The organism is Enterobacter cloacae complex sp. P40C2 (assembly GCF_014930695.1).
Classification (GTDB): domain Bacteria; phylum Pseudomonadota; class Gammaproteobacteria; order Enterobacterales; family Enterobacteriaceae; genus Enterobacter; species Enterobacter pasteurii.
The window spans coordinates 125,100-138,853 of record NZ_JADBRP010000009.1 but is presented as its reverse complement, the minus strand read 5'-3'; the positions used below and the strand labels follow the sequence as shown (position 1 = coordinate 138,853).

At 60.7% G+C, this 13,754-nt stretch carries 9 protein-coding genes; 3 read left to right on the top strand and 6 right to left on the bottom strand.

Annotation, left to right across the window (positions count from 1 at the left end):
* Window positions 1-33: 33 nt before the first annotated feature.
* Window positions 34-1,050, bottom strand: coding sequence for an S-methyl-5-thioribose-1-phosphate isomerase (mtnA, locus tag IM304_RS16090; protein WP_193356015.1), 1,017 nt, complete (start codon window positions 1,048-1,050; stop codon window positions 34-36).
* 105 nt (window positions 1,051-1,155) lie between these two features.
* On the opposite strand from mtnA, the gene mtnK reads away from it, so the two are divergent.
* A complete protein-coding gene (mtnK, locus tag IM304_RS16085; protein ID WP_193356014.1) occupies window positions 1,156-2,355 on the top strand; it encodes an S-methyl-5-thioribose kinase in 1,200 nt (399 codons plus the stop codon).
* Window positions 2,356-2,385: 30 nt separating this feature from the next.
* Here mtnK and IM304_RS16080 read toward each other — a convergent pair whose 3' ends face one another.
* The 5 genes from IM304_RS16080 to IM304_RS16060 all read right to left on the bottom strand — a co-directional run bounded on the left by IM304_RS16080 (window position 2,386) and on the right by IM304_RS16060 (window position 11,572).
* The gene (locus tag IM304_RS16080; RefSeq protein WP_193356013.1) at window positions 2,386-6,543 is read right to left on the bottom strand and encodes an Ig-like domain-containing protein; all 4,158 of its coding nucleotides are present in this window, start codon (window positions 6,541-6,543) and stop codon (window positions 2,386-2,388) included.
* A gap of 127 nt (window positions 6,544-6,670) precedes the next feature.
* On the bottom strand, window positions 6,671-7,912 hold the full coding sequence (locus IM304_RS16075; protein ID WP_193356012.1) for an LVIVD repeat-containing protein: 1,242 nt from the start codon (window positions 7,910-7,912) through the stop codon (window positions 6,671-6,673).
* Window positions 7,913-7,999: 87 nt separating this feature from the next.
* Window positions 8,000-9,058: a sugar ABC transporter substrate-binding protein gene (locus IM304_RS16070; RefSeq protein ID WP_193356011.1), complete on the bottom strand. Its 1,059-nt coding sequence runs from the start codon at window positions 9,056-9,058 to the stop codon at window positions 8,000-8,002.
* Between the two features lie 19 nt (window positions 9,059-9,077).
* Window positions 9,078-10,073, bottom strand: coding sequence for an ABC transporter permease (locus IM304_RS16065; RefSeq protein ID WP_193356010.1), 996 nt, complete (start codon window positions 10,071-10,073; stop codon window positions 9,078-9,080).
* Entirely contained in the window at window positions 10,070-11,572 is a 1,503-nt protein-coding gene (locus tag IM304_RS16060; RefSeq protein ID WP_193356009.1) for a sugar ABC transporter ATP-binding protein, read from the bottom strand. Before IM304_RS16060 ends, IM304_RS16065 begins: the two co-directional genes overlap by 4 nt.
* Window positions 11,573-11,731: 159 nt before the next feature.
* On the opposite strand from IM304_RS16060, the gene IM304_RS16055 reads away from it, so the two are divergent.
* Window positions 11,732-12,820 carry an oxidoreductase gene (locus tag IM304_RS16055; RefSeq protein WP_193356008.1) on the top strand — a complete coding sequence of 363 codons (1,089 nt, stop codon included), beginning with the start codon at window positions 11,732-11,734 and terminating at the stop codon, window positions 12,818-12,820.
* A 57-nt stretch (window positions 12,821-12,877) separates the two neighbouring features.
* Entirely contained in the window at window positions 12,878-13,621 is a 744-nt protein-coding gene (locus tag IM304_RS16050; RefSeq protein WP_176610918.1) for an SDR family NAD(P)-dependent oxidoreductase, read from the top strand.
* Window positions 13,622-13,754: the final 133 nt, after the last annotated feature.

Below are 13,754 nucleotides of genomic sequence, written 5' to 3'. Positions count from 1 at the left end.
CTCTTAAGGGAACCCCTTAAAGGATAGCCGGACTCAGGCGAATTTCCCTTTCGCCACCTCTTGCGGCGTGACCACGCCCGTATCCAGCACCCAGCCGCTAATCAGCGAGGCTGGCGTGACGTCAAAGGCCGGGTTATAAACCTGCGCGTTTCCCGGCGCCCACTGGACCGCGCCGAAACTTCCCGCCACGCCGGTCACTTCGCTGGCGGCGCGCTGCTCAATCGGGATCGCCTCACCGTTCGGGCAGTCCGGATCGAGCGTGGTATGCGGCGCGGCGACGTAGAACGGAATGCTGTGGAATTTCGCCAGCACCGCCAGCGAGTAGGTGCCAATTTTGTTCGCCACGTCGCCGTTGGCGGCAATACGGTCTGCCCCCACCCACACGGCATCCACCTCCCCTTTTGCCATCAGGCTGGCCGCCATGGAGTCGGTAATCAGCCGATACGGCACGCCCAGCTCGCCAAGCTCCCAGGCGGTCAGCCTCCCGCCCTGTAACAAGGGGCGCGTCTCATCCACCCAGACGTTGCTGACGTTACCTTCCTGATGCGCCCGGGCAATCACCCCCAGCGCCGTACCGACGCCCGCCGTAGCCAGCCCGCCGGTATTGCAGTGGGTCAGCAGGCGGCTGCCGGGCTTCACCAGCGCGCTGCCCGCCCGTGCGATGGCGTCACAAAGCCGCTTGTCCTCATCAATCAGGCGTAACGCCTCGGTCGCGAGCGCTGAAACAAAATCGTCCTGCCGGAGCGCAAGCCTCATGCGGTCGAGATTGTTCATCAGGTTCACCGCGGTCGGACGGGACGCGCGAAGCGTTTCCAGCGCCACCGCCAGTTCGTCGCGGGGTTTACCGTTTTCCGCCAGCAGCGCCAGCAGCAGGCTTGCAGAGAGACCAATCAGCGGCGCGCCGCGCACCCGCAGGGCATGAATATGCCCGACCAGCGCCTCTACCGTAGAAGCGTCCAGCCAGCGTTTCTCCTGCGGAAGGGCCTGCTGGTCGAGAATAAAGAGCCGGTTATCCGCCACCCGCAGGCTGGTCGTCTGTATTGTCTGCATGTCGTTAATTCCCTGTTGCGTTGTTGTAGCACATTGTGTCAGGATGAAATCCAGATGTATAGACGTCTACATGTCTTAATTAGTAAAACTCGTGAGGAGCAGGCCATGTCGCAATACCGTACCTTTACCGCACAGGACGCCGTGGAGTATGCCAGGCAGTTTGGCGGTCTTGACGATCCGTCATCGCTGGTAGAGGCGCAGGAAGTGGGCGACGGCAACCTCAATCTGGTTTTCAAAATTTTCGATGCTCAGGGTGTAAGCCGCATCATCGTTAAGCAGGCGCTGCCCTACGTGCGCTGCGTCGGCGAGTCCTGGCCGCTGACGCTGGACCGCGCCCGCCTTGAGGCGCAAACCCTGGTCGAGCATTACCGGCACAGCCCGCAGCATACGGTGAAAATCCACCACTACGATCCGGCGCTGGCGGTGATGGTGATGGAAGATCTCTCCAGCTACCGCATCTGGCGCGGCGAGCTGATTAACAACACTTACTACCCGCAGGCAGCGCGTCAGCTGGGTGAATACCTCGCGTACGTGCTGTTCCACACCAGCGACTTTTACCTGCACCCGCACGACAAAAAGGCGCTGGTGGCGAAATTCATTAACCCGGAGATGTGCGAGATCACCGAAGATCTGTTCTTCAACGATCCGTACCTGATCCACGAGCGCAACAGCTACCCTGCCGAGCTGGAAAATGACGTCGCCGCCCTGCGCGACGACGCCCAGTTGAAAATTGCCGTGGCCTCCTTGAAGCACCGCTTCTTCTCGCACGCCGAAGCGCTCCTGCACGGCGATATTCACAGCGGATCGATTTTCGTGGCAGAGGGTAGCCTGAAGGCCATCGACGCCGAGTTCGGCTACGTCGGCCCGATTGGCTTTGACGTGGGCACCGCCATCGGCAACCTGCTGCTGAACTTCTGCGGCCTGCCGGGGCATCTGGGCATTCGCGATGCCGCCGCCGCGCGCGAGCAGCGCCTGAGCGATATTCAGGAACTGTGGAATACCTTCGCGGAACGCTTCCAGGCGCTGGCACGTGAGAAAACGCGCGACGCCGCGCTCAGCGCGCCGGGCTATGCCTCCGCGTTTCTGAAAAAGGTCTGGCACGACGCCATCGGCTTCTGCGGCACCGAGCTGATTCGCCGCAGCGTGGGGCTTTCTCACGTTGCGGATATCGACACCATTGCGGATGACGCCATGCGCCACGAATGCCTGCGCCACGCGATTACGCTCGGCAAGGCGTTGATAGTCGTTGCCGACCGTATCGACAGCGCGGAAGAGCTGGTGGCGAGAGTGCGTCAGTACGGCTAAAAAAAACCTCCCTGTCGGGAGGTTTAGGCGTCATTTTTGGGTGAGCGTGGTGGACACGGTGTAATCAAGTGACCACGACGAATGCCAGTCCTTACCGGCAAACTTGATATCTCCCCGGTATACCCCGCTCGGGAGATCCGGGTTATCGGCCTGAACATACTTCAGGCTTGCGCGATAGCCCGTGGTTTCCCAGGTGCTACACAAAACCGCCACGTTGAACGGGCGGGTGGAACAGTCAGAGCCGCGCTGCGCGCGAATTTTCACGTCCCGGGTATTGCCCTGTTCGTCCTTCATCGGCACGACAAGCGTGCTGTAGCCTTCTGCGGTCCATACCAGGGAGGTGGGGCCCTTTGTGCTTCCTGTAGCCACGAACCCCAGCGAAGGGAAGCCAAATATTGCGCCCGTACTGAATGCCCCTGTCGAACCGGTGATGCTCCACATGGCTGAATAGCTGGCAATAAACACCACCGTTTGATCGGTTTTAGCGGCGTTATTGATTGCAGCGCTCACCTTTGCCGTACCGGTATCCGGGCCGCTCAGCTTCACGGTCGCTGCGCCGCTGCCGTTAGTCACGCTGGTTTGCGCTGAAAGCGTATTAAGCGTGGTGCTCCAGCTGACCGTCGCATTTTTAACGGCATTACCGTTTACGTCTTTCACCACCGCGGTGTAGGTAATGCGGTCGGTGTTGACTACCGCGTGGTCAGAACTGGCCTTGAGGCTCTCAACCCTGGCGGTGGTCGCATCGCCAGTGAATGTTACTGGCTCCGCGTTTATCGCCGCCGTTGAACCGACAACTGTTGCGCTAACCGTTGCCGTTCCGGCCGTTGTCGTTGACGCCGTTACAGCCGCCTGACCCGCTTCATTGGTTTTCGTGCTGGCGCTGGCAAGCTTCACGCTGCTGTTATCTACACGCCACGCAACATCCACACCGCTAAGCGGGTTATGGTTGGCGTCCTCGACGGTGGCGGTCCAGCGTATGGTCGCGTTCCCGTCAGCCACCGCCTCTTTTTTATCCGCACTGAGGCTCGTAAATTGCGCTGTCGCCGGATTACCAATCACAGAGAGAGCAAGGGTCTGGCCGTTACCGTTAACCGTCGCGGTTACGGTGATGTTTCCCGCCTTGCGCGATGAGAAGCGTATTTCAGCCTGCCCTTGCGCATTGGTCATTGCTGAAGCTGGCGTCAGGGTCACGTCGGCGGCATGAGTGCTGCTCCAGCTAACGGCGGCGCCGGGTACGGGGTTCTGATGGCTATCCACCACGGTTGCGGTTAATACTACGGTATCGCTGTCGGCCACGATGCCGGTCGTTTTATCCGCAGTTACGGTAGCTATCTTTGCCGTCGTGGTGTCACCCGTGAAGGTCAGATTCAACACGCTTGATCTGCTGCTGCCAAGCGTTGCCTGAAGAGCATAGTTCCCGGCCGTGTCAGAGCGTAACGTCACGCTCGCCTTACCGGTTGCATCCGAAACGCTGGCCGTATCGGATAACGTCGCGCCGGAAGGGCTCACCTCCCAGTCAACCTGCGCCCCGACTACCGGGTTATTATTGGCATCCACAACGGTCGTGCTCACCGTAATACCGTCGGTGCCGTTGGCAACCGCGGTCACGCTGTCGGCGGCCATCTCCGTCAGTTTCGCGGTCGTGAGATCGGCTGTAAAGGTTGCGCTGTCAGCACGAACGGGCGCGCTTTCCGCGGTCCGGGCCGTTATAACCACGCTGCCTGATTTCAGCGAGGTAACCACCAGCGAAGCATTTCCCCGCGCATCCGTCAGCGTGGCGTTGTCGGCGAGCTTAACGTCAGCGTTATCTGCCGACCAGTTAACCGCCACGCCCGAAATCGCATTACCCTGCAGATCGCGCACCTGCGCCGTCCAGGTAATACCGTCGCTGCCGTTTGCTATAGCCTCATGTTTATCTGCTGTTACCGCGGCAATGCGCTGCGTGCTGGTATCGGCCACGAACGTCACGGCCTCGGCTTTCACGGCATTTTGCTGGTTCACGTCAGCGTAAACCCAGACAACGCCTGTCTTTGCCGACGATAAAGATAATGTGGCGTTACCCGCGCTGTCCGTCACTGAGGTTTTGCTCGCTACCCGAGTCCCATCCTCACGCTTAACGGTCCAGTTGACCGTAACGTTGCCAAGGGGATGATCGCTGCCGTCAGCAACCAGTGCGGTGTAGGTTACGCTGTCGCTATTATTCGCCACGACCTTCTGCTTATCGGCAGTTACCGTTTCCACCCGGGCGCTGGCAACATCCGCAATAAATTTCAGGGCTGGTGTCGAGAGCGTGTTTCCCCCCTCCAGCTGCGCGCTCACCACGGTTGAAATCACATCGCGGCTGGTCAGCCGGATGCTGGCCTCCCCGCGTTCGTTGGTGGTGGACTGCTTGTCTGACAGCAGAGCCGCTGCATTATCCGCAGACCACATCACGACCTGCCCTGACAGCGGAGCGCCATACTGGTCGACTACGCGTGCGACAATCGAGACCGGCGTTACCCCATCTGCTGGCGCACTCAGCGTCGACGGCTCAAGGGTAGCGATCTCAGGATTAACGGAAATCGCCTCCTCAGTAACAGACGCGGTAGCGAGTTTAACCGTTCCGTCGATCAGCGCCTGCACCGTGATGGTCGCCGGCGTGGTGCCGCTGGTGAACGTTGCCGTATAAACGCCGCGCGCCGATTCGCGGAACTGGCTTACCTCTGGCGCTACCGCCGCGGCAGCAGACGCCACGCTATTCTTTAGTGTAAGTGCTGTACTGATGCGCTCCGCCAGGCCGGTGGCAACTTCTCCTGAGGCGGTTTTCAGCGTCAGCGTTAGCGCAGACTGGCTAGTACCATCCGCCGGAAGCCTGGCGGGTGATGCCGTCAGGCTGGACTGTAAGGCGTTAACGTCCATGCCGTTAACGCTCACCTCCATTCGCGCGGTATTAGAGGTATTGCCGTGTTTGTCGGTGGCGGTAGCGGTTAGCGGATAGACGTTTGAGCCGCTGCTCTGCCAGGCAGGAAGCGTAATTACCGCCTGGGCCGGATCGGCACCCACGGTAATTTTCCCCCCGTGGCGGATCAGACTGTCGCCGCTCCACTCGATGCGCTCGAGCCCGTATTTTGACGTCACTTTTGCCGTGACGGTCTGCCGGGCGTTCTCCTCACCGGCAATGTTTTCGGGCAGCGAGAGCGAAATCAGCTCCTGCTTGCGATAATCAAGAACGATATTGTTATTACGCTCCACCAGCGCCTTGCGTGACCCCATCAGCGTGCGTTGAGCCCCTACCCGATCTGCGTCAAGCTGGGCACTCAGCGGCACGCCAGGCGCCCAGTTCAGGGCGAAGCTTATTTGCGTGTCCGACGCCTCGCCTTTGCCCATTTTTTGGTTTACGCCCAGGGTAATCAGCGGAACGGGCGTGTAGTTCAGACCAACCGTCACCGCGTAAGGATCTTTCTGACGATCGTCTTCATCGTCTCCGAAAAGCCCGACGTGCTCGCCATAGTATTGTTCGTAGATGAGGTTCGCCCCAAGCTGCGGATAGGCTGGAAGATAGCCGGTTGCACGCAGGTCAAAACCGTTCGCCACGCGCTCGTCAAAATCCTGATAGCGTGAAGACGACATCCAGTCGCTCAGGCGATAATAGCCGTTCGCAGAAAACCGCAGATAGTCCCAGCCAGCCTCAGCCCCCACGCCCAGCCGCTGATGCTGGTTCGCCGACACCTGACGATCGTAAAAGGCGTTCACGCCCCACATCCAGCTGGAATTAAATTCGCGGTAGCCCAATCCGGCATTAACGATATTTCTGTCATCGTGACGACGCCCGCCCAGTTGGGTGAACACCAGCGAGGACTGTTGCTCATATAAAGGGATAAGCAGATCCAGCTCCGCGTCCTGAATGGAAAAATGCTCATCGGTAACAATATTCAGACGCGTGGTACCAAATTGATTTAACCAGGACTCAATTTCCTGCGTGGCGGTATTTGTTGCCTGGGACGTAATTGCGCTGGCGACAGAACGGCCGCTGCCGCTCTCCAGCAGCGACCCCGCCTGCACGGCGGTTTGCGCTACCACCCGCTCGGTGCTTTGCGGCTCGGATACCTTATCCTGAGCGGCGACGGGCGTCGCTCCCAGCGAAAATAACGACGGCGGAAGCAGCTGCAGTGCTATTTGCAACCAGGCTGCACATTTTTTCAGGCTCATTACATTCATCCTTGAATAAAAAAGAGCCATAGTACGTATCAGGACTTAAAGATAAAGTCGGTGCGTTTATTTTAAGAATCCATAAATATAATCATTCACCAAATATATATTTCAGCCTCCTTCCTTTTTATCCCAAATATTCAATCACCGATAAACCCGCATTATAATCCGTGCTGTAAATAATCCCCTGCGCATCCACAAACACGTCGCACGACTGGATCACCTGCGGACGGTTCGGGCGCGTATCCATCATCCTTTCAGGAGCAGCAGGTACCAGCGCCCCCGTTTCTACCGGCCGGTACGGGTTCGAAATGTCGTACGCGCGCACGCCCGCGTTCTGATACGTCGCGAAAATCAGCGTTGAGCTGACGAAGCTCCCCGGCCGGTTTTCGTGCAGGTTATGCGGGCCGAAGTGCGCGCCTTTTGCCACATAGTCACGCTCATCCGGCTGCGGGAAGGTGGAGATGCTCACCGGGTTAGCCGGCTCGCGGATATCAAACAGCCAGATGAGCTTCTCGCCGTCCTGCTGGTTATCCAGCACCGCTTCGTCGAGCACCACCAGCAGGGAGCGGTCCGGCAGCGGCAGCGCGGTGTGCGTCCCGCCGCCAAACGGCGGGCTCCAGTTGCGATGGCTAATCAGCTTCGGCTGCGCGCGGTCTTTCACGTCCAGCAGCGTCAGGCCGCCGTCGCGCCAGCTGCCGTAGGCGGTATCCCCGGCGATGATGGCGTGATGCAGCGCGTAGCGTTTGCCTTCCGGCCAGTCAGGCCGTTCACCTTCGGCCTGATTCATCCCCGGCAGCCACCAGCGCCCCGCCACCTCGGGCCTGCGCGGATCCGCCAGGTCGATGGTCAGGAAGATGTAATCGGTAAAACCGTCGATTAGCGCCGACACGTACGCCCAGCGCCCGCCGACGTACCAGATACGGTGTATGCCAATGCCGCTCAGCGACAGAAAGCCGATTTCACGCGGCGCGTCCGGCACGGAGATGTCAAATACGCGCAGGCCCGCGCTCCAGCCTTTGTCCTGCACGTCGCTGACCGTCTCCCCCACCTGACGGGTGTAGTAGACCTTCTCGTCAGCGAAGCGGGCATCGGCAAACAGATCCCGGGCGTTAATCACCAGCAGCAGATCGTCGTGCGCCTGGAGGTGCACGTTCCAGGTGCCGGGCGGCGCGGGCACGTAGCCCGCGGGTTTTGGATTTTTTGGGTCGCGCACGTCCACAATGGAAAAGCCCTGCGACACCATATGGCCGATATAGGCGAAACCGCGATGCACCATCAGCTGCACGCCGTCCGGTCGACCGCCCTGGTCGCTATGGCCAATCAGCCGCATATTGCGGCTGTACTCTGGGGGTGGCAGTGTCGTCACCGTTAGCTCCTGTTGGTTTTGCCCCTCTCCCTGTCGAAGAGGCCAGGATGCGGGCATCAGGCTGCACCTGACGCCACCGGAACTGGTTTATTTATTTTTCGCTTCCAGCGTCGCAAACCACGGCGCAATAAAATCTTCCGTCTGGCCCCAGCCCGGAATGATTTTCCCCAGCGACGCCACGTTCACCGCGCCCGGCTGGGCGGTCAGCAGCGCCTGCGGGATCGCGGCGGCCTTGAAGTCGTAGGTCGCAGGCGTAGCTTCCCCTGCAATCTTGTTGGCAATAAGGCGCACGTTGGTCGCCCCAATCAGCTTCGGATCCACCGCCACGCTCACCTTCCACGGGCTGCCCGGCTCGCGCATCAGCTGCAGATCCTGGTTGGAGATGTCGATGCTGTAGAGCTTGATCTCGGTGCGGCCGTTCTCTTTGAGGGCCTTGTACGCCCCCTGGCTGAAGGCGTCCCAGGTGCCCCAGATAGCGTCGATTTTGCCTTTCGGGTATTTCGCCAGGATCGCACCCACCTTGTTGGCGGTATCACCCTGCACGTCAGAGGAGACCGCGCCGATGGACTCCAGCTCTTTGATGTCCGGGTACTGTTTTTGCAGCTCCTTATACGCCGCCTGACGGCGCTCCATCGGCGGGAAGCCCGCCACCCACAGCCTGACGATATTGGCCTTGCCGTTGAAATCTTTTGCCAGCTGGCCGAAGGAGAGAGTCGTCAGGGAGGCATCGTCCTGCCGGGTGACGGTTACGCCGGGGATGTCGCCGTTAACCGCGGTATCAAACACGGCGACTTTGATCCCCGCATCCACCGCCTTCTTCACCAGCGCGGTCGAGTACGGGTCGCGTCCCTGAGAGAGAATAATCCCGTCATATTTCTGGCTGATGGCCTGGTTCACAAAGTCCTGGAATTTGGCGTCATCGCCGTTGCTCAAAAAAGTGCTGACCTTAAAGCCAAGCTTCTTCCCTTCCTGAATGGCCCCGGCGACAAACTGCGTGGTGTTGTCGTCGGAGCCAAGGTTGCGGATCACCGCGATGCGGATCGGGCCGTCGTGGTTCGCAATGGCCGCCGGCACCGGCACGGCAGCAAAGCCCGGCAGAGAAGTGAGTAACCCAAGCGCTACCAGAGAGCGTGCAATCTTTTTCATTTTTTATCCCGTTGCGTTGTCAGCGTTTTTGTATGTAGGTAATGGCCAGCGCCACGGCGAGCACCAGCCCTTTTATAATGTCCATGGCGTAATACGGCACGGAGAGCATCACCAGCCCGTTCGACAGCACGCCGAGGATCACCGCCCCCACCAGCGTCCCCAGCGCGTTCGGCTTGCCGGACCCGGCCAGCGAAAAGCCGATCCACGCTGCCGCCACCGCGTCCATCAGATAGCCACCGCCCGCATTCACCTGCGACGAACCGATGCGCGAGGCCAGCAGAATGCCGCCCAGCCCCGCCAGCAGCGAGGCAATCACGTAGGCCGTCACCTTGTAGCGCGTGGTGCGAATGCCGGAGAGACGCGCGGCCTCCGGGTTGCCGCCAATGGCGTACATGCGTCGGCCGTGCGTGGTCAGCGACAGCCCAAGCTGCGCCAGAAGCGTCACCGCCAGCATGATGATGACGATGGTTGGCACCTGCCCCAGCAGGCCAAACGCTGCCGGAATGGTGCCTTCCGCCATGTCGCCGCTCGGCAGCACCATGTTTTCGGTAATCGAGCCGCCGTAGCTGTAGGTCATCGCCACGCCCTGAATGACGAACAGGCTGGCAAGCGTGGCGAGCATGTCCGGGATGCGCAGGATGACGATCAGAAAGGCGTTAAACAGGCCGACCAGCGTGCAGAGCGCGAGGGTGATCAGGATCGACTCGGTGGTGCCGAAGCCGTGCCAGACGAACAGCGAAATCACCAGCGCGTTCGCCAGCGACGCCGTGGAGCCAACGGAAAGATCGAACCCGCCAACGGTCAGCGAAATCGACACGCCGACGGCGATCACCGTCACGATGGCGATCGAGCGCAGAATGTTGATGATGTTGTTCGGGTCGAGGAAGCTGTCCGACGCCAGGCCAAAGATGGCCACCAGCGCGACGACGGTAAGCAGCATGCCCCACCTGTAGAGAAAGTCGAAAAGTTGCTGACGGCCAGATACTGTCGCCGTTACTGAAAGGGCCTTGCTCACGACGCCGTTCCTCCGGTTGAATAAAAAAGTAGTGTCTCTTCCCGGGCTTCGGCTCCGGCGATTTCCGCCACGATGCGCCCGTCCCACAGCACGCAGATGCGATCGCACAGCCCCACCAGCTCGGCAAACTCGCCGGAGGCGTAAATCACCCCTTTGCCTTCCCGCGCCAGGCCGTCGATCAGCTGAAACAGATCGGTTTTGGCCTTTACGTCCACGCCCTTGGTCGGCTCGTCGAAGATCAGCACGCTGGCATCATTGCGCAGCCATTTGCCGATCGCGACCTTCTGCTGGTTGCCGCCGGAAAGACGACGCAGCACCTGCCCCGGCCCGCGCGTTCGCACGCCGACGCGGGCAATGACCTCTTCCGCCCAGCGCCACGCCTGGCGATGGCCGAAGAGGCTCCAGCGCGAGAAGCTGTTATCGGCGCACACGGCAAGGTTCATGCTCACCGGCTCGTCAATAAAGATGCCTTCCTTGCGCCGCTCCTCCGGCACCAGCGCCAGCCCGCGCTGCACAGAGTCGGCCGGATCGCGTGGTTTCCAGGGCTGATGATTCAGCTCGCCGCGCGCCGTGCGGCTTTTGGTGGCGCCAAACAGCGCCTTGCAGAGCTCGGTTTTCCCCGCGCCCGCCAGCCCGGCAATCCCGAGGATTTCGCCCTTGCGCAGGTGCAGGGAGATATCTTTCAGCAGCGCGTCGTCATGCAGCCCCTCCACCCGCAGCAGCGTCTCTTCACCGTGCGGAGGGCGCGCGGGCGGATAGATATCGCTCAGCACGTGGCCGAGCATTTTCTCGACGATCGCTTCGCCGCTGAGGTCCGCCATCGGGCCAGACTCAATCAGCCTGCCGTCGCGCAGCACCGTCAGGGTGTCGCAGATGGCCTTCAGCTCGTGGATGCGGTGAGAAATAAATACCACGCCGATACCCTGCTGCTTTAAGCGCCTCACCACCGCAAACAGGCGCTCGCTTTCGTGCGCGTCCAGCGGCGCGGTCGGCTCATCAAGAATTAAAAAACGGCAGTGGTGCGACAGCGCCCGCGCCAGCAAAATCTGCTGCTTTTCGGCCAGCGAACAGCCGTCGACGGAACGGCGCACGTCCAGCGCCACGTCGAGCTGCGCCAGCGCCTGCCGCGCCTGCTGACGAACGGCGCGCCAGCTGTAGCGGTGCCCCGGCTGCGCCAGCTGGTCGAGCATAATGTTCTCGGCGATGCTTAACCCCGGGATCAGCGCCACGTCCACCTCCTGCTGCACGAGGTGAATGCCCAGCCGCTTCGCGTCAAGCGGTTCACGCACGCTTACCGGCTGGTTGTTGATGCAGATTTCGCCTTCGTAATGACCGTGCGTTCCGCACAGCACCGCCATCAGCGTTGATTTCCCCGCGCCGTTGGCGCCGGTCAGCGCATGCACCGATCCGCCGTTCAGGGTAAAGTCCACGCGCGACAGCGCCTGAAAGCCGGAAAAGGCCAGGCTGATACCGCGCATCTCAAGGCGACTGGAAACCATCCGCGTAAATCCTTCATTACTCTTCTGATTTATCGAATTTTTCACAGCTCCGGTTGACTGACAACGACGGAAAAGGCATAAGATAAAGCGAAATATTATTAGCCGTCCGGATGTCCAGACATAACATCGGGTTAGCGCTTGCTAAAAAAGGACAACCTCATGAGCAATACCGATATCCACGTCGTACCCGGCCCGGCGAACTACTTCTCGCACCCTGGAAGCCTTGCGCGTCTGAATGACTTTTTTACCCCGGAGCAGCTTTCCCGCGCGGTGTGGATCTACGGCGAGCGCGCTATCGAAGGCGCGCGCCCTTTTCTGCCGGAGAGCTTTAGCGCGCCGGGAGCAAAGCACCTGCTGTTTAAGGGCCACTGCAGCGAGCGCGACGTCACCCGTCTGGTGAACGACGCCGGCAGCGATACCCGCGTGGCGATCGGCATCGGCGGCGGTGCGGTGATGGATACCGTTAAGGCCGTGGCGCGTCGTTTAGGGGTGCCGTTCGTTGGCATTCCCACTATTGCCGCTACCTGTGCGGCGTGGACGCCGCTCTCCGTCTGGTACAACGATGCCGGTCAGGCGCTGCAGTTCGAGATTTTTGACGACGCCAACTTCCTGGTGCTGGTGGAGCCGCAGATCATCCTTAACGCTCCGGCGGAGTACCTGCTGGCGGGGATCGGCGATACGCTGGCGAAATGGTATGAGGCGGTCGTACTCGCGCCGCAGCCTGAAAACCTGCCGCTGACCGTGCGTCTTGGCCTCAACGCCGCGCTGGCGATCCGCGACGTGCTACTGGAGCGCAGCGAAGAGGCGCTGGCCGACCAGCAGCGCGGCGACCAGACGCAGGCGTTTCGGGACGTGGTGGACGCCGTTATCGCCGGTGGCGGTATGGTCGGCGGTCTGGGCGAACGCTATACCCGCGTGGCGGCGGCACATGCGGTGCACAACGGCTTAACCGTGCTGCCGCAGACGGAAAAATACCTCCACGGCACGAAGGTGGCCTACGGCATTCTGGTGCAGAGCGCCCTGCTCGGCCAGGACGACGTGCTGGGCCAGCTGGTAGCGGCCTATCAGCGCTTTAACCTGCCGACCACGCTTCGCGCGCTGGAGGTCGATATCCATAACCGCGACGAGCTGGACAAGGTCATTGCCCACACCCTGCGCCCGGTGGAGTCTATTCATTATCTGCCGGTGACATTAACGCCAGACGTTCTGCGCGCCGCGTTTGAAAAGGTGGAATCCTTCAGCCGTTAATCGCGCCGACGGGCTATACCTAATGATGATTCTCACCACTCTCGCAACGAGGTCATCATGCAGATCGATTTATCAGGTAAGAAAGCGCTGGTTACCGGCGCCAGCCGGGGATTGGGCCGTGCTATCGCGCTGTCGCTGGCGCGCGCCGGTGCCGATGTGGTTATCACCTATGAAAAGTCCGTCGATAAAGCCCAGGCGGTCGCCGATGAGATAAAAGCGCTGGGGCGGCACGGCGAGGCCATTCAGGCTGACAGCGCCAGCGCGCAGGCGATTCAGGACGCCGTCACCCAGGCGGCACGCTCCCTCGGCGGGCTGGATATTCTGGTCAATAACGCCGGGATTGCGCGCGGTGGCCCGCTGGAGTCCATGACGCTGGCGGACATCGACGCGCTTATCAACGTCAACATTCGCGGCGTGGTGATTGCCATTCAGGAAGCGCTGGTGCACATGTCCGACGGCGGGCGCATCATCAATATCGGCAGCTGTCTGGCGAACCGCGTGGCGCAGCCCGGCATTGCCGTCTACTCCATGACCAAATCTGCCCTGAACTCCCTTACCCGCGGCCTGGCGCGCGATTTAGGCCCGCGCGGCATCACCGTTAACCTTGTTCATCCGGGACCGACAAACAGCGACATGAATCCGGAGGATGGGGAGCAGGCGGAAGCCCAGCGCCGGATGATTGCCGTCGGTCACTACGGCCAGCCGGAAGACATCGCGGCGGCGGTCACCTTCCTCGCCAGCCCGGCCGCCGGACAGATCTCCGGTACGGGGCTGGACGTGGACGGCGGTTTGAACGCCTGATCGCACATTTTCTGTAAGCCTCTGTCGCCCGGCAGAGGCGTTTTCGAGCCGCCCCGACGGTTTGCGTTTTGCCCCTTTTTTCCGCTTTTTGTCCGGTCTACAGTCCCCCATAAGAAATTCGGAATTTATCTAA

Bases quoted from the DNA above. Each gene is read 5' to 3' on its own strand.
- mtnA (WP_193356015.1), bottom strand. From the start codon at position 1,050: ATGCAGACAATACAGACGACCAGCCTGCGGGTGGCGGATAACCGGCTC.
- mtnK (WP_193356014.1), top strand. From the start codon at position 1,156: ATGTCGCAATACCGTACCTTTACCGCACAGGACGCCGTGGAGTATGCC.
- IM304_RS16080 (WP_193356013.1), bottom strand. From the start codon at position 6,543: ATGAGCCTGAAAAAATGTGCAGCCTGGTTGCAAATAGCACTGCAGCTG.
- IM304_RS16070 (WP_193356011.1), bottom strand. From the start codon at position 9,058: ATGAAAAAGATTGCACGCTCTCTGGTAGCGCTTGGGTTACTCACTTCT.
- IM304_RS16060 (WP_193356009.1), bottom strand. From the start codon at position 11,572: ATGGTTTCCAGTCGCCTTGAGATGCGCGGTATCAGCCTGGCCTTTTCC.
- IM304_RS16055 (WP_193356008.1), top strand. From the start codon at position 11,732: ATGAGCAATACCGATATCCACGTCGTACCCGGCCCGGCGAACTACTTC.
- IM304_RS16050 (WP_176610918.1), top strand. From the start codon at position 12,878: ATGCAGATCGATTTATCAGGTAAGAAAGCGCTGGTTACCGGCGCCAGC.